Origin of the sequence: Burkholderia sp. E168m22 (assembly GCF_001319805.1) — a bacterium.
Taxonomy (GTDB): Bacteria; Pseudomonadota; Gammaproteobacteria; order Burkholderiales; family Burkholderiaceae; genus Burkholderia; species Burkholderia orbicola.
Map to the genome: position 1 here is coordinate 140535 of NZ_BBSK01000038.1, position 23411 is coordinate 163945.

Consider the following 23411-nt stretch of genomic DNA (forward strand, 5'->3'; position numbering starts at 1 on the left):
CGGCACTCGGAATCATCAGCACGATCGCGCGCGGCGCGCATGCCGTTCGGCCGCGGGGCTGGCTGCGCGCGGCGTCGGCTTCAACGGTGCGATCCGAGGGTGCCTCTGCATCTTCCGAATCCTTGATTCAAAACGGAATTCTAACCCATGATCGGGCCGCCCGTGACACGCCGGACAGGTCGTGGGGCTATCGCCGCGAGCCGCGCCGGGCGGGGCTCGGCGCGATTTCATGTGATCATTCGCCGTCCGTCCGGTCGGTAACCATGCGGTTAAACCGGTAAAGTGCGCCGGTAAAAGGCGACGCCCGGCGGCGCGAATGCCCTGTCCGCCCGCGCACGCGAGCGCTCACAGCCGCCCGCCCGGCATGCCGCTTGCGTGCGGGCGGACCCTTGGCGCTATCATTGACCCTTTACCGTCTGCATCCGCACTGCCCGCGAGCGCCCATGGCATCCCACGATTACCTGAAGAAAATCCTCACCGCGCGCGTCTACGACGTCGCGATCGAGACGGAACTCGAACCGGCCCGCAACCTGTCGGCCCGGCTGCGCAACGCCGTTTACCTGAAGCGCGAGGACAACCAGCCGGTGTTCTCGTTCAAGCTGCGCGGCGCATACAACAAGATGGCGCACATTCCGGTGGACGCGCTCGCGCGCGGCGTGATTACCGCGTCGGCCGGCAACCACGCGCAGGGCGTTGCGTTCTCGGCGGCCCGGATGGGCGTCAAGGCCGTGATCGTCGTACCGGTCACGACGCCGCAGGTGAAGGTCGACGCGGTGCGCGCGCACGGCGGCCCGAGCGTCGAGGTGATCCAGGCGGGCGAATCGTACAGCGATGCGTACGCGCACGCGGTCAAGGTCCAGCAGGAGCGCGACCTCACGTTCGTCCACCCGTTCGACGATCCGTACGTGATCGCCGGCCAGGGCACGATCGCGATGGAAATCCTGCGCCAGCACCAGGGCCCGATCCACGCGGTCTTCGTGCCGATCGGCGGCGGCGGACTCGCGTCCGGCGTCGCCGCGTACGTGAAGGCGGTGCGCCCGGAGATCAAGGTGATCGGCGTGCAGGCCGAGGATTCGTGCGCGATGGCGCAGTCGCTGGACGCGGGCGAGCGCATCGAGCTGAGCGAAGTCGGCCTGTTCGCGGACGGCACCGCGGTAAAGCTCGTCGGCGAGGAAACCTTCCGGCTGTGCCGCGAATTCCTGGACGGCGTCGTGACCGTCAACACCGACGCACTGTGCGCGGCGATCAAGGACGTGTTCCAGGACACGCGCAGCGTGCTCGAGCCGTCCGGCGCGCTCGCGGTCGCGGGTGCGAAGCTGTATGCGGAACGCGAAGGCATCGAGAACCAGACGCTCGTCGCGGTCACGTCCGGCGCGAACATGAATTTCGACCGGATGCGCTTCGTCGCCGAGCGCGCCGAGGTCGGCGAAGCGCGCGAAGCCGTGTTCGCGGTCACGATTCCCGAGGAACGCGGCAGCTTCAAGCGCTTCTGCTCGCTCGTCGGCGATCGCAACGTCACCGAGTTCAACTACCGGATCGCCGACGAGAAGTCCGCGCACATCTTCGTCGGCGTGCAGATCAAGCGCCGCGGCGAATCGGCGGAGATCGCCGCGAACTTCGAGTCGCACGGCTTCAAGAGCGTCGACCTGACGCACGACGAGCTGTCGAAGGAACACATCCGCTACATGGTCGGCGGCCGCTCGCCGCTCGCGCTCGACGAGCGCCTGTTCCGCTTCGAATTCCCGGAACGGCCGGGCGCGCTGATGAAGTTCCTGTCGTCGATGGCGCCGGACTGGAACATCAGCCTGTTCCACTACCGCAACCAGGGCGCGGACTACAGCTCGATCCTCGTCGGGCTGCAGGTGCCGCAGGCCGATCGCGCCGAATTCGAACGCTTCCTCGCGGCACTCGGCTACCCGTATGTCGAAGAGAGCGCCAACCCGGCTTACCGCCTCTTCCTGTCGTAAAGGCTTCGTGCAATGAATCCCGAACATTCCCCGCTCGGCAAGGCCACCGTCTACGCGGCGCAGTACGACGCGTCGCTGCTGTTCCCGATCCCGCGCGCCGGCGCACGCGAGCAGCTCGGCATCACGTCGGCGCTGCCGTTCTTCGGCACCGACATCTGGAACGCGTACGAGCTGTCGTGGCTCAATGCGCGCGGCAAGCCGCAGGTCGCGATCGCGACGTTCTACGTGCCGGCCGAATCGCCGAACATCGTCGAATCGAAGTCGTTCAAGCTGTATCTCGGCTCGTTCGCGCAGTCGAAGTTCGACTCGGTCGATGCGGTGCGCGACGTGCTGAAGCGCGACGTGTCGGCCGCGTGCGGCGCGAGCGTGTCGGTCCAGCTGGTGTCGCCGCACGATTTCGCCAAGCTGGAGATGGACGAGCTCGACGGGCTGTCGCTCGACCGGCTCGACCTCGACACCGACGTGTACGAACCCGATCCGTCGCTGCTGTCGGCGGCCGACGGCGAGAACGAAGCGCCGGTCGAGGAGACGCTCGTGTCCGACCTGCTGCGCTCGAACTGCCCGGTCACGGGCCAGCCCGACTGGGGCAGTGTGCAGATCCACTACGTCGGGCCGCAGATCGACCACGCGGGCCTGCTGCGCTACATCATCTCGTTCCGCAATCACACGGGCTTTCACGAGCAGTGCGTCGAGCGAATCTTCCTCGACATCCTGCATGCGTGCAAACCGGTGAAGCTCGCGGTGTACGCGCGCTACACGCGCCGCGGCGGGCTCGACATCAACCCGTTCCGCACGAATTACAACCAGCCGATGCCGGACAACGCGCGGACCGCGCGGCAGTGAAACTCGCCGGCGACCGTTCGCCCGCCCCTTCCGGGCGGCGGACGGCCCGGTTCATCCTTGCACCGGGCGCTCCGGGAGAATTTCCACCAGGCGCAGCAGGTAGCCGTCGGGGTCTTGCACCAGCATCTCGATCTGGCCGTGTTCGATGTCGTCCTGCCGATACCAGGAGGTTCGGGGGGCGGCGAACAGCGCCACGCCTGCGGCGACGATCCGGTCATGAATCGGGCCGATCGCATCGACCTCGATCTGCAGGTTGATTCCCCGCCCGAACGGCGGCTCCATCGCGCCCGTCAGCCAGCTTTCCGGGCTCTGCTGCTCGAGCATCAGTTGAACCCCTCCGAGCTCGAGGTACGCGAATCCGTCTTCCGGACGCTCGAAGCGAATCCGGAAACCCAGCACGTCCCGATAGAAGCGCACGCTTCCGGCAAGGTCCGAGCAGATCAGCTCCGGCACCAGTGCAGCCCATTCCATACATGTCCTTTCAGTCGTTCGGACAGCACGTTACACCAACGGGCTGAATGCGTTGCAACGGTTGCAGCCGCGTGACGGCCTCGAGTCCGTCGGACCGCACCCGGAAAATGACAAAACGGGCCCGGTGCAGTTCACACCGGGCCCGTTGCGCGTATCGACTCGCCGCGGCGCGTTACTTCACCGGCGGCTTGTACGCGATGCAATCGACCTCGACCTTGCAGTCGATGACCATGCTCGACTGCACGCACGCGCGTGCCGGCGGATGCTCGCCGAAGTACGACACGAACACCTTGTTGAACGACGCGAAATCGCGCGCGTCATCGAGCCACACGCCGCAGCGCACGACGTGCTCGAGTCCGTAGCCGGCTTCCTTCAGGATCGCGATCACGTTCTCGATCGTCTGCTTCGACTGCGTGACGATCCCGCCTTCGACGACCTCGCCGTTTACCATCGGCGTCTGGCCCGACACGTACAGCCAGCCGTCGGCCTCGACCGCCCGTGCAAACGGCATCACCTGGCCGCCCGTGCCCTTCGCTTCGCCTACGCCATATCGCTTCATCGTTTCACTCCTCACATTTCGGTTACGGATGCGCGCGCCGGCTTGGGCACGCGCGGAAGATCGGAACACCTGCCGCGTTCAGAACGCCGCATCGGCACTCGCCGGCACGCGCTCGCCGCGCGCGACGAAACCGCCGGCGCGCTCGCCGGTCGGCTGGCCGTTTTCGTATGTCAGCACGCCGTTCACCCACACCGCGTCGATCCCGTGCGCGGGCTGTTGCGGCTTCTCGAACGTCGCGGCGTCGATCACGCTCGCCGGATCGAACAGCACGAGATCCGCGTGGTAACCGACATGCACTTCGCCTCGCTTCGGGATGCCATAGCGACGCGCGGACAGCGACGTCATCTTGCGGATCGCCTCCTCGAGCGGCAACAGGTTGGTGTCGCGCACGTAATGGCCGAGCACGCGCGGGAACGCGCCCCACAGCCGCGGGTGCGGCAGCGGATCGTTCGGCAGGCCGTCGGAGCCGACCATCGTCGCCGGATGCGACAGGATCCGGCGCACGTCGTCCTCGGACATGTTGTGGTACACGGCGCCCGCGGGGCGAATGCGCTGCGCGGCTTCCTGCTCGCTCACGCCCCAGTCGGCCGCGATCGCCTTCAACAGCTTGCCCGCGACTTCCGGGTGCGGCTCCGACCACGTGATCGTGATGTCGATGTCGCCCGTCACCTGCTTCAGGTCGAGCGTCGACGAACTGCGGCTGTACGGATAGCAGTCGCAGCCGACCGGCTGGTAACGTCGCGCGCCGTCGAGCGACGCGAGCACCTCGGTGCTGCGCCCCCAGTTCGACGGGCCCGCGCACTTCAGGTGCGAGATCACGACCGGCACCTGCGCGTGGCGGCCGACGCGGTAAGCCTCGTCCATCGCGTCGAGGATCGCGTCGAACTCGGTACGCATGTGCGTGGTGTACAGCGCACCGGATTGGGCGAGCGGCTCGGCGAGCGCCATCACTTCCTCGGGCGGCGCCGCGAACGCGGAGCCGTACGCAAGGCCCGACGACAAGCCGAGCGCGCCGTTCGCGAGCGCCTCCTCGAGCTGCGCGCGCATGCCGGCGATCTCGCCGTCGGTCGCCGCGCGGTCGAGGCGGTCCATCTGGTTGTTGCGCAGCGCCGTATGGCCGACGAGCGCCGCGACGTTCACGGCCGGGCGCGCGTCGTTGACGGCCGCGACGTAAGCGGCGAAGCTCGGGTACTGGAACGCGCCGCGCTCGCCGAGCAGGTTCATCGGATCGGGCGGGTCGCCGGCGAGCGTCACCGGCGATGCGCTGATTCCGCAGTTGCCGACGATCACGGTCGTCACGCCCTGCGAGATCTTCGGGATCATCTCCGGCGCACGGATCACGTGCGTGTCGTCGTGCGTGTGCACGTCGACGAAGCCCGGCGCGAGCGCCCGGCCGTTCGCGTCGACGACGTGCTCCGCGAGCCAGTTCGACAGATTGCCGATCGCCGCGATCAGGCCGTTGCGGATCGCGACGTCGCGCGTGACGGGCGGCGCGCCAGTGCCGTCGTACAACTGCGCGCCGACGATCAGCGTATCGGCCGCTTCGGGATGCGAATGCATGGTCAGTCTCCTACCGGTTGACGGTCTCCGCCGCCGCGGTGCGCATCGAGCGCGTGTTTGATGCGGCGCAGCGATTCACGGCCCGCATCGCCGAGCCGCAGCGCGACGCCGGTGACGAGCACGTCGATCGCCATCATCATCGCGTAGCGCGAGGTCGACGGCTTGTAAATGAAATCGGTTTCGAACGCGACGACCGGGATCAGGTGGTCGGCAAGCTTCGCGAGCGGCGACGCCGGCGCGGTGATCGCGATCAGCTTCGCGCCGTAGCGCTTCGCGAGCCGGCAGCTCTCGAGCAGCTCGGGCACGCGCCCGCTCACCGACAACGCGACGACGACGGTGTCGCCCGACAGCGTCGCGGCCACCATCCGTTGCAGCAGGCTGTCCTGGTAGCTCGCGACCGGCCGGCCGAAACGCACGAGCCGGAAGCGCAGCTCGTCGGCCAGCGCGGTCGAACCGCCGCCCTGCCCGTACACGTACGTCATCTTCGCGCCGGCGAGCAGGTCGGCCGCCGCGTCGAACGACGTGTTGCGCAGCAACTGGTGGTTGTGCGCGAGCGCCACGCGAATCTCGTCGTAGACCATCGATGCGGGGCTCGCGTCGTCGGCCGGCGCGTCGTCGGACGGCACCAGGAAACGCTGACCGACGGCCGCCGCCTGCGCGACGAGCACCTTCAGTTCGCGCACGTCGCGGCAGCCGACGGCCTTCGCGAAACGCGTGACCGTCGCGACGCTGACCTCCGCGTCGCGCGCGAGCGCGCCGATGCTCGCATGCGCGGCGCGCGCCAGATCGGCGAGGATGAACGCGGCAACCTTGCGCTCGGCTTCGCGCAGCTCGGGCGCGCATTCGGCGATCCGCGCGACGATGTCGAGGACCGGCGGGGCGGCCTGAGCCGGATGCGGCTCGGCGGCAGGCGGAGCGGACGGGGAAGCGGACGTATTCATCGGCGGAAAAGGGTGTGAAGCGGGATGTTATTAAATAACATCACCGCGCCGATGCTACTTTCTGTACCATCTGCATGTCAACTTCAGTGCAATGCATAGTGATGATGGAGCGGGATGACATGAAAGTTACAAACTATCAGGAAGCGACGATCGATCCGTTCGGCAAGGGCCTGGGCAATCTGCCGAGCGCGAGCGTGCCGCTCGGCGACGCGAGCCGGCTCGAATGGAATCTGCTCGCGGAAGACGTCAGCCTGCCGGCCGCCGTGCTTTACGAGGATCGCGTCGAGCACAACCTGAACTGGATGCAGGCGTTCGTGCAGAAATACGGTGTCAAGTTCGCGCCGCACGGCAAGACGACGATGGCGCCGCAACTGTTCCGCCGCCAGCTCGACGCCGGCGCGTGGGGCATCACGCTCGCGACCGCACACCAGACGCAGGCCGCGTATCACGGCGGCGTGCGCCGCGTGCTGCTCGCGAACCAGCTGGTCGGCCGCCAGAACATGACGATCATCGCGGGGCTGCTGTCCGATCCCGATTTCGAATTCTTCTGTCTCGTCGATTCCGCGGAGAGCGTCGACCAGCTCGGCCGCTTCTTCGGCGCCGCGAAGAAATCGCTGAACGTGCTGATCGAGCTCGGCGTGCCGGGCGGTCGCGCGGGCGTGCGCGATGCCGCGCAGCGCGAGGCCGTGCTGGCCGCGATCGCGCGCTATCCGGACACGCTGAAGCTGGCCGGCATCGAGCTCTATGAAGGCGTGCTGAAGGAGGAAGGCGAGATCCGCGCGTTCCTGCAGCAGGCGGTCGCGCTCACGCGCGAGCTGGCCGAAGCCGGCCGCTTCGCGCGCACGCCGGCGATCCTGTCCGGCGCCGGTTCGGCGTGGTACGACGTGGTCGCGGAAGAATTCAGGAAGGCGTCCGACGCGGGCTTCGCGGAAGTCGTGCTACGTCCGGGCTGCTACCTGACGCACGACGTCGGCATCTACAAGAAGGCGCAGACCGACGTGTTCGCGCGCAACCCGATCGCCCGCTCGATGGGCGAAGGGCTGCTGCCGGCGCTGCAGCTGTGGGCGTACGTGCAGTCGGTGCCGGAAGCCGACCGTGCGATCGTCGCGCTCGGCAAGCGCGACGCGGCGTTCGACGCGGGCCTGCCCGAGCCGGCGCGCCACTTCCGCCCGGGCCGCGACACCGCGCCGCGCAACGTCGCCGCCGCCGAAGGCTGGGCCGTCACCGGGATGATGGACCAGCACGCATACCTGCAGATCCCGCCGGGCGCGGACGTGAAGGTCGGCGACATGGTCGCGTTCGACATCTCGCACCCGTGCCTGACGTTCGACAAGTGGCGCCAGGTGCTCGTGCTCGATCCGCAGTTCCGCGTGACGGAAGTCGTCGAAACCTTCTTCTGACGCCCGCCGCGCGCGGCGCCGCCCTGCCGCTCGCGCGGGGCGGCCGTCACGCGCGCTTCAATCTGCCGGAGTACACTGCGCTTTCGTCCTCGGGGCCCGTCGCGGCCGTCATGCACGGCGCGACCGGGCCTTCAACGCTGCTTCACTGGAGAAAGCCATGGCCGCGAAGAAGATCCTGTTCCTGACCGGCGATTTCGCCGAAGACTACGAAACGATGGTGCCGTTCCAGGCGCTGCAGGCCGTCGGCCACCACGTCGATGCAGTCTGCCCCGGCAAGCGCGCGGGCGACAAGATCAAGACCGCGATCCACGATTTCGAGGGCGACCAGACCTACACCGAGAAGCCCGGCCACAATTTCACGCTGAACGCGGCGTTCGACGACGTCGATGCGGCGCGCTACGACGCGCTCGCGATCGCGGGCGGCCGTGCGCCCGAATATCTGCGACTCGATCCGAAGGTGATTTCGCTCGTGCGCGAGTTCGCCGAAGCCGGCAAGCCGATCGCGGCGATCTGCCACGCGGCGCAACTGCTCGCGGCCGCCGACGTGATCCGCGGCAAGCGCATTTCGGCCTACCCGGCCTGTGCGCCGGAGGTGAAGCTCGCGGGCGGCGAATACGCGGACATCCCGGTCGACGCGGCCGTGACCGACGCGCCGTTCGTCACCGCGCCCGCGTGGCCCGCGCATCCGGCCTGGCTCGCGCAGTTCCTCGCGCTGCTCGGCACGCGCATCGAGCTGTAAACCTGCACCCACTCGGAATGAAACGAAGCGATGGCCGGCGGCGCTGACGTGCCGCCCGGCTCCGCACGTCAACGCGCGGCTGGCGTCGACCCGACGTCCGCGATCCGCGATTCCAGCATCGCGAGCGCGCCCGACAGCGCATTCAGCACGTCGTCCGGCAACTGCGCCATCGTCTGTTCGAGAAACGCCTTGCGGCGCGGCAGGCACGCGTCGAACGCCGCGCGGCCGGCGTCCGTCAGCGTGACGTTGGTCACGCGGTTGTCGCGCGCGTCCGATGCACGCTCGATCCAGCCGAGCGCGTCGAGCGACTTCAACTGGCGCGTGAGCGCGCCCGGATCGATGCGCAGCACTTCGACGAGCTTCTTCTGCGACGCATGACCGTCCATCGTGTGCAGCGCGACCATGATGCGCCAGCGCGGCATCGGCTGCCCGACGTGCGCTTCGAACGCGGTCATGAAGGCGCGATACGTGCGTCCGAATTGCTGCAAGATCGCGACGCGGTCCTGTTCTTCCATGCGCTGATTTCGTTCCGGTGAATCGTTGAGTCGTCGAATCGCTCGCCCGATCGGTCAATCGGCCGCGACGTGCGGTTCGATCTTGCGCCGCAGCGCGATCGGCGGCACGCGACGGCACTGCCACACCGACACCACGGCGACGACGGCCGCCATCGCGACACCCAGGTGAATCGCGCCGACCAGCGATTCGCGGGCCGCTTCCAGCAGCAGCGCGCCATTATGCCCGGCACGCGTCAACTCCGCGACGAGACCGCCCTGCGCCGCGCGATCGATCAGGATCTGCGGATCGGCGAGCCGCGCGTGCCACTGCATCGCGTGGTCGCCCGACAGCGCGTCGCGCACGCCGCCCGAATACATCTGGTTGACGAGCGTGCCGGTGAGCGCGGTGCCGAGCATCCCGCCGACCATCCGCAGCGACTGCAACAGCGCCGTGGCGATGCCGAGATGCTCGCGGCCGGCCGTCTGCTGCGCGAACACGGTGAGGTTCGGCAGCACGAAGCCGAGCCCGATGCCGCCCGCGACCATCAGCGCCATCAGCATCCAGGTCGGCGTCGTGTGGGTCGACACGACGACGCCCGCGCACGCGATGGCGAACAGCACGAAGCCGACGTGCAGCATCGTGTTCGGATGGCGAATGCGCGTGACGACGCGGCCGTTCATGATGCTGCCGATCGTGATGAACACGACGAGCGGCGTGATCACGAGCCCGGCCTCTCTCGGCGACATCCCGAAGCCGCCCTGGAACAGCAACGGCGCGTAGAACAGGAGCGAGAACATCGAGAAACCGGCGAGGATCGCGAGCACGAAGAGGGCCGACAGCGCGCGGTTGCCGAACATGTCGAACGGCAGAATCGGCTGCGCGCAGCGCTTTTCCCAGTGCCACAGGCCGATGCCCGCCGCGACCGCGACGACGAGCAGCAGCGACGCCCAGCTCGCGACGCCGTACTTCGGCAGCCATTCGACGAACAGTTGCAGCGCACCGAGCGACAGCGCGATCAACAGCGCGCCCGGCCAGTCGAGCCGCATCTTGCGGTCGTGCTCGACGTGGCGCAGGTGCGGCAGGTAGCGCCACACGAAGAACAGCGACAGGATGCCGATCGGCAGGTTCACATAGAACACCGAGCGCCAGCCGAACGACTGGGTCAGCACGCCGCCGAGCGACGGGCCGACCGCGTTCGCGATACCGAACGCCGAGCTCATCAGCACCTGCCAGCGCAGCCGCACGACGGAATCGGGAAACAGATCGGGAATGCACGCGAACGCGGTGCCGACCAGCATCCCGCCGCCGATTCCCTGCAGCCCGCGCGCGAGCACGAGATACAGCATGTCGTTGGCCATCCCGCACAGCACCGACGCGCCGGTAAACACGACGATCGACGCGATCACGAACGGCTTGCGGCCGTAATAGTCGCCGAGCCGGCCGAAGATCGGCACCGTGATCACGGAACTGAGCAGGTACGAGGTCGCGACCCACGCGTACAGGTCGAAGCCGCGGAGTTCGGCGACGATGGTCGGCAGCGCGGTGCCGACGACCGTCTGGTCCAGCGCGACCAGCATGGTGACGAACGAGATCCCGATCATCGCGAGCAGCGATTCGCGGAACGGCAGGACTTGCCCGCTCGAATGGTGGGCGGCGGTATGAACGGCCATTTTTTGTCGATGCAACTTTTGCCGGGTCAAATAATCTCAAAATTCTAGCATGCCGGAGTAATCTAGGCTGACGATAGGTTCAGGGCCTGTTCAGGCCAAGGAGAAAGATGGAACCGATTTCAATCACCCCTGCGACGGCGCTTTCGCCGGAGGATCGGGACGCGCTGCGGCGCGCGAAGCAGGTGCTGGAAAGCCCGTCGCTGACGATGAAGCTGACGGGCGTGCTCGGCGCGCCGGTCGAGAAAATGATCGCGCGGCTGCCGGACTTCGCGACCGGCAAGATCAACGACGCGACGCAGCTCGCGCTGCGCAAGTGCCTGAACATCGCGCTGCGCACGCTCGGCAAGCCACAGGCGCCGGACGCCGAGCCTGAAAAGCCCAGCAACCTGCTGCACAAGCTCGCGGTCGCGACGACCGGCGCGGCGGGCGGCGCGTTCGGCTTTCTCGCGCTGCCGGTCGAGCTGCCGGTCACGACCACGCTGATCTTCCGCTCGGTGTGCGACATCGCGCGCAGCGAGGGCGAGGACCTGACGTCGGTCGATACGCAGCTGCAATGCCTGGCCGTGCTGGGCATGGGCGGCAACCCGGACAAGCAGGAGGAAGACGCCGATCTCGGCTATTTCGTGCTGCGCGGCGCGCTCGCGCAGGCGATCTCGAAGGCGTCGTCGGACATCACCGCGAAAGGCATCGCCGCGCACAGCTCGGCGGCTGTCTTCAAGCTCGTGCAGACGGTGGCGTCGCGCTTCTCGGTGCAGGTGACCGAGCAGATGGCCGCGAAGTCGATCCCGGCGATCGGCGCCGTGCTCGGCGCGACCGTCAACACGCTGTTCATCGACCACTTCCAGCAGATGGCGCACGGCCACTTCACCGTGCGCCGGCTCGAACGCAAGTACGGCTCGGTGGCCGTCCAGGCCGCCTATCAGGCCATCGACGCCTCGCCCGCGCGCTGAACCGCACGTTCGACCGCGACGCGGCGCAGGAACGCGGCCGCGCGGTCGAGCGCGTCGCGCGCTTCCGGCACCATCGGCGCGTACAGTTGCCACACGTGCGGCATGTCGGGCCACACCTCAATTTCAACCTGAACGCCGGCCGCCTTTGCCTTCTCGGCGACGCGGCGCGAATCGTCGAGCAGCACCTCGGTGCTGCCGACCTGGATATACAGCGGCGGCAGGCCCGTGAAATCGGCGTAGAACGGCGACGCGTACGGATGCGTCGCCGGCGCGTCGCCGAGATACAGCTTCGCCGCCTTCGGCAGCGCCGCGGCCGCGAACATCGGGTCGACGCCGTCGTTGCTGCGCATCGTGCCGCCGGTGCCGGCCAGGTCCGTCCACGGCGAGAACAGGATCGCGCCGGCCGGCAGCGGCTCGCCGCGATCACGCAGCGCGACGAGCGTCGCGAGCGCGAGGCCGCCGCCCGCCGAATCGCCGCCGAACACGATCGACTCGGGCGGCGTGCCGAGCGCCAGCAGTTGCCGGTACGCGGCGAGCGCATCGTCGAGCGCGGCCGGGAAGCGGTTTTCGGGCGCGAGCCGGTAGTCGAGCGAGAACGAACGCACGCCCGCGCGCTTCGTCAGCCCGAACACCAGCGGCCGATGGGTTTTCGTCGAACAGAAGTAGTAACCGCCGCCGTGGAAATACAGCAGCGTGCGGCCCGGCCCGCGCCCCGCGGCCGCATCGGTGCGTTCGAGCCATTCGCCGCGCAGCGGCGCATCGCCAGCGCCATAGCACTGCCGCAGCCGGTAGCCCGACGGCGGGCGGCGCGGCACGAACATCCGCAGGTCGGTAAAGCGCCGGGCACGCGCGGGGTCGAGCACCTCGCGCGTGGTCTCCGGACGAAACTGCCAGCGCAGCAGCCAGCAGGCGAACTTGCTTTGCCAACTCATCGGACGCACTCCGTCATCACAGTGTGACGATGGTACGTTCAAACGTTCCCGCGTCGCTCGACAGGTGCCTCTACATCAAACGCCGGCGCTCAGTTCGCCGGCATCACCTGGCCGCGGATCTCGCCGGACGGGTGCTCCTTCGTATGGATGTTGAAGTACCACTTGCCGCCCATCAGGTCGGTGACCTGCTCGTCGGTGAGCGCCTTCGAACCCTTGATCGGACTCGCCAGTTCGTCCTTCGGAATCGGCACCTGCACGCCGGCGTTCTGGCCGACCGGCGCGGGCCCGTGGAAATGCGCGGCGGTGGCCGGGCCCGAGAGGTGTTCGTAAGTGACCGTCCACTGCAGCATGTGGGTGGCCGTGTCGTAGGTGGCGGCGACGGTGCCGGAGCCCTTGGTCGCCGTCGGCGGCACTTCGCTCGACGGCTGCAGACTGGCGGACAGGCGCACCGTTTCGGCGGCGGCGCTGCCGGCGGCCAGCACGCCCGCCAATAACGCGACCTGGAGCAAACGCAGCTTGAGCATGGATTCTCCTTGTACGACGTGGTACGCCGCGCGAGCGGCGGCGTCATCCCTGATGGTAGTCGATCGGCGCCCGGTCCGGCAGACTGCCGGAACCTGGAAGAGACCTTTGCAGCATGGCCTCTGAATCCGTGCGCGGCCTTTCGCTACACTTCGTTTCACAGTTGCTTGTTTCCTTCGTCCGAAGGAGTCTGCGAGTATTCACGCGGCCGCCCCGGCCGCGTTTTTTTGCGTGTCCCGAACGACACGCGGCATGCCGCACGCGGATTCCGCTTTTCCGTTCTCTCCATTACCAAGCAGCACGAAGCATTTCTCTTCGCGTACACCACGCGACCGACGCGCGTCCCGCCAGTCACCAGGACGAGCCAGCGTACCCGCATGTTGTCGCGATACGTGTAATACGTTATTGCGCCAACCCGGGTCGACACGTGTTTTCCTGCGCAGGAAAATGCTCGCGTGTTGTCGTGACTGGAAAGTGAACCGTGCCGGCCCGTCCCCCGATGCCCTGCCCGACCCGCCCCGTCCGTGTCCGTCCGCTGCTGGCGGGTCTCTGCTCCGTCGCCGCCCTTTACGGCGCGCCCGCCGACGCGCAGGAGTTCTCGCTGTTCACCGGCCCGCTGTGGGGCGGCGGGCAACGCACGTATTCGTGGGCGTTCGATTACCAGGAAGGCTTGAGCCCGCATACCGCGCTCGGCTTCACGTGGTACAACGAAGGGCATATTCCGAATCACCACCGCGACGGCCAGGCGGTGCAGTTCTGGGGCCGCGTGCCGCTCGAGAACCGCCGCCTGGTGCTGTCGGCCGGCGCGGGCCCGTATCGCTACTTCGACACGGTGCCGGCCGCCGAAGGCCGCGGGTATTCGAATACGCATGGCTGGGGCGTACTGATGAGCGTGCGCGCCGCGTACTACACGTCGCACCGCTGGATCGCGCAGCTTCAGGTCAACCGCGCGCACGTGTTCAGCGGGCCCGACACGACATCGGTGATGTTCGGTGTCGGCTACCAGCTCGATGCGCCCGACACGCCGGGCCCGCGCGACACCGCGCTGCCGCGCACCCGCAAGGTCACGCACAACGAAGTCACCGCGATGCTCGGCGAGACGATTCTGAACAGCCGCTCGTCGCCGTCGACGCTCGGCGGCAGCCTCGAATACCGGCGCGGCCTCACGCGTTCGATCGACTGGACCGCGACGTGGATGTACGAAGGCGCGAAGCAGGCGGTCCGCCGCAACGGCATCGCGTCCCAGCTGTGGCTCACGCGCGCGTTCCTGAACGACAAGGTCACGCTGTCGGCCGGCGCCGGCGCGTACTTCACCGTCAACCAGCGCAACCGCGACGGCCAGCCGGGGCCGGGTGACGGCCGCCTCTCCGGCATCGTGTCGATCTCGGCCAGTTACCGGATTTCCGACCGCTGGCTCACACGTATCACGTGGAACCGCGTGGTCACGCGCTACGACCGCGATACCGATGTGATCCAGGCCGGTGTCGGCTACCGGTTCTAGTCGGGCGCACTCATCGGGCGCGCCGCCCGCGTCACGCGCGGTAGCCCGGATCGATCCGGTCGACGATACGCTGCAGCGCGTCGAACGCGTCCTGTCCCGCGCCATGCTTCGGATCGAAATTCAGCGAATCGCGCACGCACGCTTCGAGCACGGGCGGCGCAATCGGCAGCGCCGCGCCGATCGCATGCGTCGCGATCTGCACCTCGCACGCGCGGTTGAGCAGCCACATCAGCGAAAACGTCTGCGCGAGCGTCGCGCCGATCGTCACGGGGCCGTGGTTGCGCAGCAGCAGCACGGGCCGCCCGCCCGCGCTCTCGACGATGCGCCGACCTTCCTCGAGATGCACGGTGATGCCTTCGAAGTCGTGATACGCGATCTTCCCGTACAGCTGCGCCGAATAGAAATTCGAGAACGACAGCCCGTCGCGCGAACAGCACACGGCCATCGTCGGCGTCGTGTGCACGTGCATCACGCAGTGCGCATCGGGCAGCGCCGCATGGATCGCGCCGTGGAACGTGAAACCGGCCGGATTGATCGGCCAGTCGGAGTGGCCGATCACGTTGCCGTCGATGTCGATCTTCACGAGATTCGACGCGCACACCTCGCGGTAATGGAGCCCGAACGGGTTGATCAGGAAATGTCCGTCCTCGCCCGGCACGCGCAGCGAAATATGGTTGTAGATCAGCTCGGTCCAGCCGAGATGATCGAAGATGCGGTAGGCGGCCGCGAGCTGCACCCGCGCCTGCCATTCGGCTTCGGAGAAGCGCGCGGGACGCGTGAACGGCTGGTTCGGTACACGTTGCATGGGGAACCCCGGTTGCGGGGCGCGCGGCCCCGGGCGAATGGCGGTGCGCATCGTCCATCGTGTGCAGGCGCCGGGCGCGGTGCGAGGTGCGTATCACGCACGTGTGGCGGCGCGTCGGTCGGCGCCGTTCCGGCCCGCATTGTGCGAGCAGCTCGGCAGCGCCTCTTCTCGATTCGCTTATAGTTGCGCGCACAACCATATCACCTTTCCCCGCGCACCGGTATCGCGGGTTTTGCCGGAGCCGTTCGTGCCCTTACAGCTGGTCGTCGACCGGCAGCAGCGTGAAGATGCCCGTCATCACGTTGCGCAGCAGCCCCGCATGCGGGTCGACGTGATAGGTGGCGGTCTGACCGCCTTCGGTGCCCGTCCATTCGAGCGCGGGCGGACCGCCGTCGGTCCGCTTCGCGAGCGTGACGCGGTAGCTTTCGTCCGGCTGCGTCACGCGCGCGAAGATCGCCGCGGCCTGCTGCGCGAGCACCGGGCTGTGGATCACGAGCGCGAGCTCGGTGTTCAGGTGCGCGGAGCGCGGGTCGAGGTTCAGCGAGCCGATCACGAGGATTTGCCGGTCGATCACGTACGCCTTCGCATGCAGGCTCGCACGCGAGCGCGAACCGAACAGCCGCGCGGGCTGCTGGTCCGGCTGCGACTTGAATTCGTACAGCTCGACGCCGCGCTGCAGCAGCGGCACGCGATACGGCGCATAGCCCGACTGCACCGCGACCGCGTCGGTCGCCGCGAGCGAGTTCGTCACGATCGCGACGCGCACGCCGCGCGCGACCGTGTCGCCGAGGATCTTCACGCCGGCGTCGTGCGGCACGAAGTACGGCGAAAACGCCAGGAATTCCTTCTGCGCGCCGCGCGTCAGCTCGGCCAGGCGCTGCATCGGCGGGCTCACGTACGTGCCGGTCGGCCGCGCGACCTTGTCCGGCGCATCGACCTTGAATTCGGCCGGTGCCCACACGAGTTCGAGTTCGTCGCGCGCGATCTGCCGGGCGAGCGGCGTCGCGTTCAGCGGTTTCGCGTTGTACGGATCGGCGTTCTTGCGCCAGTGATCGCGCAGCTCGTCGCGCATCGCGTCGAGATCCTTCGGATCGAACGTCTGATGATTCAGCACGCGCAACGGGTAGCTGCTCGCGCTCGCCCAGTAGTCGTCGAAGCTCTTCGAGATGTCGCTCGTCACGGGGCCGGCCGCCAGCACGTCGAGATCGCGGAACTGCAGCGTCGGGCTCGCACTGAAGTATTCGTCGCCGAGATTGCGGCCGCCGACGATCGCGAGCTGGTTATCCGCGATCATCGCCTTGTTGTGCATCCGGCGCGTGAAGCTGTCGATCCGCGTGAAGAAGTTGGCCGTGCGCTCCATCATGCCGCGCTGCGACGCGCCGAACGGGTTGAACACGCGGATCTCGATGTTCTGGTGCGTATTCAGCGCGGCCATCACGCGGTCGATATCGTGGAAGTTCAGGTCGTCGACCAGCATCCGCACGCGCACGCCGCGATCGGCCGCGTACAGCGCCGCGCCCAGCAGCAGCTTGCCGGTCGTGTCCTCGGTCGCGATGTAGTACTGCATGTCGAGCGTCTTCGTCGCCGCACGCGCAAGCGCGATGCGCATCTGCAATGCGGTGGCGCCGTCGGCCAGCAGCCGGAAGCCCGACTGCCCGGGATGCGCGGCTTCCGGCGCGGCCAGCGCATCGCGCAGCGGCGTGGCGGTTTCCGCCGACAACGCATGGGAGACGGGGCGATCGAGCGAGGTGGCGGGCGGATGCGTCGCGCATGCGGCGAGCGGCAGCAGCGCGCAGACGACCAGCGCGCGGGCCTGGCGGCATGCGGCGCGCCACGACAGCGCGGCCGGCGCGCGCCGGATCAAGGATGTGAGCACGGAAGCTTCCTCGACAGTCGGATCAATGGGCACATCATGGCCGCGGCGCGCGGCTGACAGGCGGTTCCGGACGATTCTAGTGGGCGCCCGACGAGCGGGTCAATCGAGCGGCCCCCGCATGCCGCGCCGCACCGCCGCCACGTGCGTCATGCACGGCGGTTCGTGATGCGTGATGCGTGATGCGCGACCGGTCGCCGCTCCTGCGGGCACCAGCGCAGATCCAACCAATCTCACGGTGCGCCGCTCCCGTTCGAAATGGCTGCGCACGCAGCCGATATGCGTCTGCATCGCGGTGCGCGCCTCTTCGGGCCGGTGCGCGCAAATCGCCTCGTACACGCCCCGTGTGCTGCAATGACAGCAACTCGGATGCCTGCTCGTCCTCCATCGTCATCCGGTCACGTCGATGGAGATGTGCTCGCGCAGCATGCCGATCACGCTCGTATGTAGATGCAGGAACATCGTGTTGTCCGACGCCAACGCGATCGCCTCGTGCAGCTTCGCGTGGGTCGCGGCTTCGACGGCCGCGTCGTCCTTCGCGTGCGCGGTTTCGAGCTGGTAAGGGGCGACGTGCATGCCGAAAAAACAAAAAACCCACGCCCGAGCGAGCGTGGGTTGCTTCATGTCGCTTGCCGATCGCCGGCGCTGACGGCCGGCGATCGGCCGCGGGATCAGCTGCCCTTCGCGATGCGATCCTGGATGTGCTGCGCGCGGCTCGCCGACGACGGGTGCGAGCTCATCATCGAGCTCTGGCCGCCGTCCATCTGCGCGAGCTTCTGGAAGCCGGTGACGAGGCCCTTCTGGCTCATGCCCTTCTGCTTCATCAGGTCGAACGAGTAGTCGTCGGCCGCGCTTTCCTGCGACTGCGAGAACTGCGCGTTGATGAACTTCTCGGTGATGTCGCCGAGCTGCGAGCTCGACAGCGCCGCCACGCCCGGCGATGCCGCGCCGGCCGCGCTGCGCGCCGCGCTCACCGCGTATGCCGTCTGCATTGCCTTCTTCGAGTGGCCGAGTGCGACGTGGCCCATTTCATGGCCGATCACGCCGCGCAGCTCGTCGTCGTTCATCATGTCCATCAGGCCGCTGTACACGCGCACGCAGCCGTTGCCCATCGCCCACGCGTTGACGTCCTTGGTCACGTAGACCTTGTAGTTGATCTTCTGGCCGTTCAGCGTCATGTCGCCGAAGCCCTTCATCACCTTCGTCAGGCGCTTCGCGTAGGCGCTGTTGGCCGGCGCGATCTTCGATTCGGCGTCGCTCGACTTGCACGATTCGTTCGACAGCGCGGCGATGTCGCTGTCCGACAGCGTCGCTGCCTTGTACAGGTTGGTCCCCGCCGACGTCAGGCTGTTCGCGTCAAGGCTCTGCACCCCGCCGCACGCGCTCAACAGAAACGCCACGCCACACGCCGCCACCGCTTTCTTGAGTTGCATCCCGGAATCCCTCGATAGTTGTATTTGGGAGCGGCGATTTTGCATAATCCGGCAGAAAATTACCAGATGTTTACATCGGATGACACGTTCATTACTCAGTGGATTGACATGACGTGGCGATCCGGCCCCGGATTGGCGACGAAAAGCGGGGCAATCGCCGCGGCCGGCGCGCCGGCCGGGAAGGAAAGCGGGCGGGCCGTCGCTCAGGCCGTCTGGTCGCGGCGACGCGTCAGGCGGCGTGCGACCAGCATCGGCAGCCGCATCGCGAAGCCGGTGAACAGGCGCAGGTGCATCCACGCGAGCAGTGCGTTGTCGCGGCCGTAGTGAAAGTGCGACACACCGCCTTCGTGCCGGCCGAAATAGCGCACCGGCGCGTCGATGCGGATCGGGCGCACACCGGCCCAGCACAGCCGCACGGCCGCTTCGGGATCGAAGTCGAAGCCGCGCATCCACGGCTGGCGCCGCATGATCGCCGTCAGCGGCGCGACCGGATAGACGCGAAAACCGTACAGCGAATCGCCGATCCCGGCCCACAGCGTCTCGAGGTCGGCCCACGCGTTCGACAACCGGCGCCCCTGCACGCGCAACTGCGGCGCGCTCGCGTCGAACTTCGGCACGCCGAGCACCATCGCGTCGGGCGCGGCCTGCGATGCCGCCATGAAGGCGGGAATCAGGTCGGCCGGATGCTGGCCGTCGGAATCCATCGTCAGTACGTGCGTGAAGCCGCTCGCGGCCGCCGCGTCGAGCCCCGCGAGCACCGCGGCGCCCTTGCCGCGATTCTCCGGCAGCACGATCACGCGCAGGCCGGGATCGCGCTCGGCCATCGCCTGCAGCCGTTCGGCGCTGCCGTCGGTGCTGCCGTCGACGACGACCCACACCGGGTTCCACTGCGCACGGGCATTGCGCACGGTCGTGTCGACCTTGGCGCCCGGGTTGTAGCTCGGAATCAGGACGAGATGGGTGGACGACGCGTGCAGCTTGGACATGGGAACAGCCGATGACGAAGACGGAGATCCTGACAAAAGTGTATGACTCGCCGACGAACGCCGGCACGCTTCGTCGACACCGGCCGCGGGCCGGACCGGTTGCCGGATCGTGAGGCTCTCGCGCTTCATGACAGCCACTCCATCGCATGACCGGCGCTGGCCTCGATCTCGACCAGCAGGTCGTCGCGACACACGTCCGCATGAACGAACAGCGGCCGCACGTGAGGACCGGCGGCCTCGCGCAGCACGCGGCCGATCGCGGCCAGCGCCGCGGTGTCGCCTGCGTCGCGCACGTAGACGCGGTAGCCGAGGTCCGCGAGCGAGAACGGCCCGTGCCCCTGCCGCGCGGCCTGCTCGAGCACGGCCGCGAGGTTCGCGACCGTCTCGCGCGTCTGCGCGACGACGTCGCCGCGATGCACGGTGCGGTGCCCGACGATGCTCGCGGTGCCCGAGACGAACAGCACCGGCTTCGCTTCACCGTCGGCCCACGCGGCGGCGCGCGCGAACGTCGGCGCACGCGGGCCGTACTGCGCCGGATAGTGATACGCGCTGACCTGGCGCGGATTCTCGATCGAGTCGGCCGGCGTGCGGCTCGCGAGGAAATGAATCGCGAGCGGCGCGGCCGGCGACGCATCGCCCGCGACCGCCTCGACCGAGCCGAGTGCGCACGCGGCCGGCACGCCGCCCGTCAATGCGCGGCGGCACGCGTCGAATGCGCGCTGACGGCCGATATTGAATTGACGATAGCGCTCGACGCCGAACTGCACCGCATTGATCGCCGGCACGGTGTTCCAGATCCGCAGCGGATGCGGCATGCCGAGCGTATCGAGCAGGTCGAACAGCGCGCGGTACGCATCGAACGTCGCGCGTTCGAGCGGCGTGCCGCCGTCGCGCGACGCGTCGTAAGCCGCGTCCGTCTCGTGCACGACGAGGCTGCCGAACACGAGCCCCGCCGCTTCACTGTAGCGGTAATGCAGTGGACCGCGCCGTTCGCCGCGCAGGTCGTGCGCATCGCACTGCCACAGTTCGCAGACGGCCTCGCCCGGTGCGACTTCGGCGCCGAGCAGCGCCATCTGCACCGGCGCGACCGGCAGGCCGGGCGCGGCATCGGTCAGCATCCGCGCCATGGCCGCCGCGCGCGACGCGTCCGGGGTTCCCGCCGCGCCGATGCACACCGCACCCAGCGCGCCGGGAAACACGCGATCGAGTCCGTCGCCTCGGCCGCGCGCATCGTGCAGCAGCGCGACGAGCCGCGCATCGCTCATCTGGACGAGCCGCAACGCGCGGTCGCCGCCGTGCGCGAACGGCGCGGCCGCAGGCGCGGCGGCGGGCAACATCGAACACGGGCGCCGTTCGGCGTCGACTGGATGCACGGACACTTCGATTTCCTCACTATGCGGCGCAGGCCGCGCGACCACGCGGCCCTGCGCCGCGTTGCGTTACGTCAGGCGAATGCGGCGCGCTTCGTCATGCGAGCCCGCCGTTGACGGACAACACCTGCCCCGTCACATAGGCCGCGGCGTCGGATACCAGATACGCGACCATCGCCGCGACTTCGTCGGGCCGGCCCGCGCGCTGCGCGGGCACGAGCTGCTTGATGCGTTCCGCGGGAAACGCCTGGTCGGCCATCGGCGACGCGATGATGCCGGGCGCCACCGCGTTCACGGTGATGCCGCGCGACGCGAGCTCCAGCGACAGCGACTTCGTCGCGCCGATCAGCCCCGCCTTCGCGGCCGCGTAATTGGCCTGCCCGCGATTGCCGGTCACGCCGGCCACCGACGCGATGTTGACGATCCGCCCGCGCCGCGTGCGGATCATCGGCAGCAGCAGCGGCTGCGTGACGTTGAAAAAGCCGTTGAGCGTCACGTCGATCACGCTGTGCCATTGCTGGCGCGACATGCCGGCCATCGGCGCGTCGTCGTGAATGCCCGCGTTGTTGACGAGGATCTGCACCGGCGTCTCGTCGATGAACGGCTTCAGCGCGGCGAGCGTCGCATCGGCGTCGGTCACGTCGAACGCGATCGCGTGCGCGGCGCCGCCGGCCGCGACGATCCGTTGCGCGACGGCCTGCGCCTGCTCGAGATGGCGGTTCGCATGCACCCACACTTCATGGCCGGCCTGCGCGAGCGCCGTGCAAATCGCCTGCCCGAGTGCGCCGCTGCCGCCCGTCACGAGCGCCCGCATCGCCTTGCTCCGTTCATCGCGTGTTCCCCTCGATCGCTGCCGCCGCGCATCGTCCGCCGAGCGCCGCCGTCACTTCGTGCGATGCGCGGCGACGTAGGCAGCCAGCGCACCGAGCGTCGCAAAGATTGTCTGGTTGTCCGGATTGTCCGAGCGCAGTTCGAAGCCGTATTTCTTCGAAATCAGCAGCGCGATTTCCAGGATGTCGATGGAGTCGAGCCCGAACCCTTCGCCATACAGCGGGGTGTCGGCCGTCACTGTGTCGAGCGGGACGTCTTCGAGATTCAGTTCGCCGATGATCAGCGTGGCGAGCTCTTGTTCCAGTGCGTTCATCATGCGTGCGTGCAGGCGGCCCATGGCAGCGGGAGGCGCCCGGAAACGGCAACCGTCGTGCACGCCCGGCGCGTGCAAATCTCCGTCCCTCCGGCCTCTGCCGGCTTCCCCGCCTGCGTCGTTGGGGGATTGTTTGTAAAAGTTACGCGGATTCTAGACGAAGGGTATCGGGGCGTATACCGCGAATGGTTACAAGACTGGCGAGCCGCCGCGACAGCCCGTTTCGGACGCGAAGGCACGAGACGCTTGAGCCGCTTCGGATGGAAATGGACCGACCCCGCGAAACCGTTCGGCCGGCGCCATACAATCGGTTACAAAACCCGGTCGCGACGTCCCCGAACCGCACTGCCGCCGCCCTAAAATGTGCGTGCCCGACCACCGGCCCGGACCGCGTCCCGGCCGCCATTCATATGATGTTTGACGGCCCGACCATCGTGTCCGGCCACGATCCGCCCGATGTCTCCAGTCATGCCGTATCCGCCCTTGCGCTCCGTTCCGGTTCGCCCGCCCGTCAGCCGCTGCAGCCCGGCCGCCGGCCGGTGCGCGCGCCGCGCGCCCGGAGGCCGCCGATGAGCCGGCTGCTGCCCGTCGTGCGCGGCGTCGCGGCAGGGGGCGCCGTGGCCGCCTACCAGGTTGGCGCGCACTACGCGAGCGCGACACCCGACGCGCACGGCCTCGGCCTCGCGATGGCGCTCGTGCCGCCGCTGCTGCTCGCGCTCGGCGCGGCGCTGCGCTCGCCGCGGCGCGCGTGGCTCGTGCCGGCGTGGCTGCTGGCCGCCGCCGCGCTGTGGGCGGCACGCGCGCCGCTCGCGCGGCACTTCGAATGGGGCCTGTATCTGGAACACGTAAGCTTCAACGTCGCGATGGCGCTGCTGTTCGGCCGCACGCTCGTGGCCGGCGACGTGCCGCTGTGCACGCGCTTCGCGGCGATGATCCACGGCACGGTCACGCCGGCCGTCGCGCGCTACACGCGGCGGATCACGCTCGCGTGGACGCTGTTCTTCGTCGCGATCGCCGCCGTGTCGACGCTGCTGTTCGCGACCGCGCCGATCGTCACGTGGTCGACCTTCGCGAACTACCTGTCGCTGCCGCTCGTCGCCGTGATGTTCGCCGCCGAGCATGCGTGCCGGCGTGTCGCGCTGCCGCACGAGCCGCGGCCGCGGATGGTCGATGCGGTGCGCGCGTATCGCGCGACGACCCACGCCTCGCAGGCCGCGCGATGAATTCATGACCGGCGCGGCCCCAAGGGC

The 23411-nt window shown here is 68.2% G+C and carries 22 protein-coding genes and 1 pseudogene; 7 read left to right on the forward strand and 16 right to left on the reverse strand.

The window, feature by feature from the left end; all coding sequences use genetic code 11:
• The first annotated feature begins 443 nt into the window (after window positions 1-443).
• Together ilvA and queF are read left to right on the forward strand one after the other, a co-directional pair.
• A complete protein-coding gene (gene ilvA / locus AP428_RS11280) occupies window positions 444-1967 on the forward strand; it encodes a threonine ammonia-lyase, biosynthetic (RefSeq protein WP_011694396.1) in 1524 nt (507 codons plus the stop codon).
• A 12-nt stretch (window positions 1968-1979) separates the two neighbouring features.
• Entirely contained in the window at window positions 1980-2810 is an 831-nt protein-coding gene (gene queF, locus AP428_RS11285; protein ID WP_011546193.1) for an NADPH-dependent 7-cyano-7-deazaguanine reductase QueF, read from the forward strand.
• A gap of 51 nt (window positions 2811-2861) precedes the next feature.
• On the opposite strand, the gene AP428_RS11290 is transcribed toward queF, so the two are convergent.
• The 4 genes from AP428_RS11290 to AP428_RS11305 all read right to left on the reverse strand — a co-directional run bounded on the left by AP428_RS11290 (window position 2862) and on the right by AP428_RS11305 (window position 6341).
• Window positions 2862-3281, reverse strand: a complete 420-nt coding sequence (locus tag AP428_RS11290) for a VOC family protein (RefSeq protein ID WP_011546194.1) — start codon at window positions 3279-3281, stop codon at window positions 2862-2864.
• Between the two features lie 172 nt (window positions 3282-3453).
• Entirely contained in the window at window positions 3454-3840 is a 387-nt protein-coding gene (locus AP428_RS11295; RefSeq protein WP_006477830.1) for a RidA family protein, read from the reverse strand.
• 78 nt (window positions 3841-3918) lie between these two features.
• A complete protein-coding gene (locus AP428_RS11300; protein WP_011546195.1) occupies window positions 3919-5400 on the reverse strand; it encodes an amidohydrolase family protein in 1482 nt (493 codons plus the stop codon).
• Window positions 5401-5402: 2 nt separating this feature from the next.
• On the reverse strand, window positions 5403-6341 hold the full coding sequence (locus AP428_RS11305) for a MurR/RpiR family transcriptional regulator (protein WP_011546196.1): 939 nt from the start codon (window positions 6339-6341) through the stop codon (window positions 5403-5405).
• A 119-nt stretch (window positions 6342-6460) separates the two neighbouring features.
• Between AP428_RS11305 and AP428_RS11310 the strand changes: the two genes are divergently transcribed.
• Window positions 6461-7741 carry an amino acid deaminase gene (locus tag AP428_RS11310; RefSeq protein ID WP_011546197.1) on the forward strand — a complete coding sequence of 427 codons (1281 nt, stop codon included), beginning with the start codon at window positions 6461-6463 and terminating at the stop codon, window positions 7739-7741.
• A 157-nt stretch (window positions 7742-7898) separates the two neighbouring features.
• Window positions 7899-8480 carry a DJ-1/PfpI family protein gene (locus AP428_RS11315; protein ID WP_006477826.1) on the forward strand — a complete coding sequence of 194 codons (582 nt, stop codon included), beginning with the start codon at window positions 7899-7901 and terminating at the stop codon, window positions 8478-8480.
• Window positions 8481-8548: 68 nt separating this feature from the next.
• On the opposite strand, the gene AP428_RS11320 is transcribed toward AP428_RS11315, so the two are convergent.
• Window positions 8549-8995 (reverse strand): MarR family winged helix-turn-helix transcriptional regulator, encoded by a 447-nt coding sequence (locus tag AP428_RS11320; protein ID WP_011546198.1) that lies wholly within the window; start codon window positions 8993-8995, stop codon window positions 8549-8551.
• 54 nt (window positions 8996-9049) lie between these two features.
• Entirely contained in the window at window positions 9050-10645 is a 1596-nt protein-coding gene (locus AP428_RS11325) for an MDR family MFS transporter (RefSeq protein WP_011546199.1), read from the reverse strand.
• A 107-nt stretch (window positions 10646-10752) separates the two neighbouring features.
• Between AP428_RS11325 and AP428_RS11330 the strand changes: the two genes are divergently transcribed.
• A complete protein-coding gene (locus AP428_RS11330) occupies window positions 10753-11595 on the forward strand; it encodes an EcsC family protein (RefSeq protein ID WP_011546200.1) in 843 nt (280 codons plus the stop codon).
• On the opposite strand, the gene AP428_RS11335 is transcribed toward AP428_RS11330, so the two are convergent.
• Window positions 11565-12527, reverse strand: coding sequence for an alpha/beta hydrolase (locus tag AP428_RS11335; protein WP_011546201.1), 963 nt, complete (start codon window positions 12525-12527; stop codon window positions 11565-11567). The genes AP428_RS11330 and AP428_RS11335 overlap by 31 nt on opposite strands.
• An 89-nt stretch (window positions 12528-12616) precedes the next feature.
• Window positions 12617-13051 (reverse strand): CHRD domain-containing protein, encoded by a 435-nt coding sequence (locus tag AP428_RS11340; protein WP_006477821.1) that lies wholly within the window; start codon window positions 13049-13051, stop codon window positions 12617-12619.
• A 497-nt stretch (window positions 13052-13548) separates the two neighbouring features.
• On the opposite strand from AP428_RS11340, the gene AP428_RS11345 reads away from it, so the two are divergent.
• Window positions 13549-14550, forward strand: a complete 1002-nt coding sequence (locus AP428_RS11345) for a hypothetical protein (RefSeq protein WP_011546202.1) — start codon at window positions 13549-13551, stop codon at window positions 14548-14550.
• 31 nt (window positions 14551-14581) lie between these two features.
• Here the strand turns inward: AP428_RS11345 and AP428_RS11350 are convergent, their stop codons facing one another.
• The 8 genes and pseudogenes from AP428_RS11350 to AP428_RS11390 form a co-directional block, all read right to left on the reverse strand.
• The gene (locus AP428_RS11350; protein ID WP_011546203.1) at window positions 14582-15355 is read right to left on the reverse strand and encodes a class II aldolase/adducin family protein; all 774 of its coding nucleotides are present in this window, start codon (window positions 15353-15355) and stop codon (window positions 14582-14584) included.
• A 253-nt stretch (window positions 15356-15608) separates the two neighbouring features.
• Window positions 15609-17231, reverse strand: coding sequence for a phospholipase D family protein (locus AP428_RS11355; protein WP_011546204.1), 1623 nt, complete (start codon window positions 17229-17231; stop codon window positions 15609-15611).
• A gap of 246 nt (window positions 17232-17477) precedes the next feature.
• Window positions 17478-17786, reverse strand: a pseudogene (locus tag AP428_RS37750) (FadR/GntR family transcriptional regulator); the annotation flags it as partial.
• A 113-nt stretch (window positions 17787-17899) separates the two neighbouring features.
• The gene (locus tag AP428_RS11370; protein WP_011694399.1) at window positions 17900-18661 is read right to left on the reverse strand and encodes a M48 family metalloprotease; all 762 of its coding nucleotides are present in this window, start codon (window positions 18659-18661) and stop codon (window positions 17900-17902) included.
• A gap of 203 nt (window positions 18662-18864) precedes the next feature.
• Window positions 18865-19647, reverse strand: a complete 783-nt coding sequence (locus AP428_RS11375) for a glycosyltransferase family 2 protein (RefSeq protein WP_011694400.1) — start codon at window positions 19645-19647, stop codon at window positions 18865-18867.
• Window positions 19648-19772: 125 nt separating this feature from the next.
• Window positions 19773-21026: an endoribonuclease L-PSP gene (locus AP428_RS11380; protein ID WP_050768800.1), complete on the reverse strand. Its 1254-nt coding sequence runs from the start codon at window positions 21024-21026 to the stop codon at window positions 19773-19775.
• An 88-nt stretch (window positions 21027-21114) separates the two neighbouring features.
• Complete coding sequence (gene fabG / locus AP428_RS11385; RefSeq protein WP_011546209.1) at window positions 21115-21831, reverse strand: 3-oxoacyl-ACP reductase FabG; 717 nt, start codon at window positions 21829-21831, stop codon at window positions 21115-21117.
• Window positions 21832-21900: 69 nt separating this feature from the next.
• On the reverse strand, window positions 21901-22185 hold the full coding sequence (locus tag AP428_RS11390) for a phosphopantetheine-binding protein (RefSeq protein WP_011546210.1): 285 nt from the start codon (window positions 22183-22185) through the stop codon (window positions 21901-21903).
• Between the two features lie 545 nt (window positions 22186-22730).
• Between AP428_RS11390 and AP428_RS11395 the strand changes: the two genes are divergently transcribed.
• Entirely contained in the window at window positions 22731-23384 is a 654-nt protein-coding gene (locus AP428_RS11395; protein WP_011694402.1) for a membrane protein, read from the forward strand.
• Window positions 23385-23411 lie beyond the last annotated feature (27 nt).

Bases quoted from the DNA above. Each gene is read 5' to 3' on its own strand.
- ilvA (WP_011694396.1), top strand. From the start codon at position 444: ATGGCATCCCACGATTACCTGAAGAAAATCCTCACCGCGCGCGTCTAC.
- queF (WP_011546193.1), top strand. From the start codon at position 1,980: ATGAATCCCGAACATTCCCCGCTCGGCAAGGCCACCGTCTACGCGGCG.
- AP428_RS11290 (WP_011546194.1), bottom strand. From the start codon at position 3,281: ATGGAATGGGCTGCACTGGTGCCGGAGCTGATCTGCTCGGACCTTGCC.
- AP428_RS11295 (WP_006477830.1), bottom strand. From the start codon at position 3,840: ATGAAGCGATATGGCGTAGGCGAAGCGAAGGGCACGGGCGGCCAGGTG.
- AP428_RS11300 (WP_011546195.1), bottom strand. From the start codon at position 5,400: ATGCATTCGCATCCCGAAGCGGCCGATACGCTGATCGTCGGCGCGCAG.
- AP428_RS11305 (WP_011546196.1), bottom strand. From the start codon at position 6,341: ATGAATACGTCCGCTTCCCCGTCCGCTCCGCCTGCCGCCGAGCCGCAT.
- AP428_RS11310 (WP_011546197.1), top strand. From the start codon at position 6,461: ATGAAAGTTACAAACTATCAGGAAGCGACGATCGATCCGTTCGGCAAG.
- AP428_RS11315 (WP_006477826.1), top strand. From the start codon at position 7,899: ATGGCCGCGAAGAAGATCCTGTTCCTGACCGGCGATTTCGCCGAAGAC.
- AP428_RS11320 (WP_011546198.1), bottom strand. From the start codon at position 8,995: ATGGAAGAACAGGACCGCGTCGCGATCTTGCAGCAATTCGGACGCACG.
- AP428_RS11325 (WP_011546199.1), bottom strand. From the start codon at position 10,645: ATGGCCGTTCATACCGCCGCCCACCATTCGAGCGGGCAAGTCCTGCCG.
- AP428_RS11330 (WP_011546200.1), top strand. From the start codon at position 10,753: ATGGAACCGATTTCAATCACCCCTGCGACGGCGCTTTCGCCGGAGGAT.
- AP428_RS11335 (WP_011546201.1), bottom strand. From the start codon at position 12,527: ATGAGTTGGCAAAGCAAGTTCGCCTGCTGGCTGCTGCGCTGGCAGTTT.
- AP428_RS11340 (WP_006477821.1), bottom strand. From the start codon at position 13,051: ATGCTCAAGCTGCGTTTGCTCCAGGTCGCGTTATTGGCGGGCGTGCTG.
- AP428_RS11345 (WP_011546202.1), top strand. From the start codon at position 13,549: ATGCCCTGCCCGACCCGCCCCGTCCGTGTCCGTCCGCTGCTGGCGGGT.
- AP428_RS11350 (WP_011546203.1), bottom strand. From the start codon at position 15,355: ATGCAACGTGTACCGAACCAGCCGTTCACGCGTCCCGCGCGCTTCTCC.
- AP428_RS11370 (WP_011694399.1), bottom strand. From the start codon at position 18,661: ATGCAACTCAAGAAAGCGGTGGCGGCGTGTGGCGTGGCGTTTCTGTTG.
- AP428_RS11375 (WP_011694400.1), bottom strand. From the start codon at position 19,647: ATGTCCAAGCTGCACGCGTCGTCCACCCATCTCGTCCTGATTCCGAGC.
- fabG (WP_011546209.1), bottom strand. From the start codon at position 21,831: ATGCGGGCGCTCGTGACGGGCGGCAGCGGCGCACTCGGGCAGGCGATT.
- AP428_RS11390 (WP_011546210.1), bottom strand. From the start codon at position 22,185: ATGGGCCGCCTGCACGCACGCATGATGAACGCACTGGAACAAGAGCTC.
- AP428_RS11395 (WP_011694402.1), top strand. From the start codon at position 22,731: ATGAGCCGGCTGCTGCCCGTCGTGCGCGGCGTCGCGGCAGGGGGCGCC.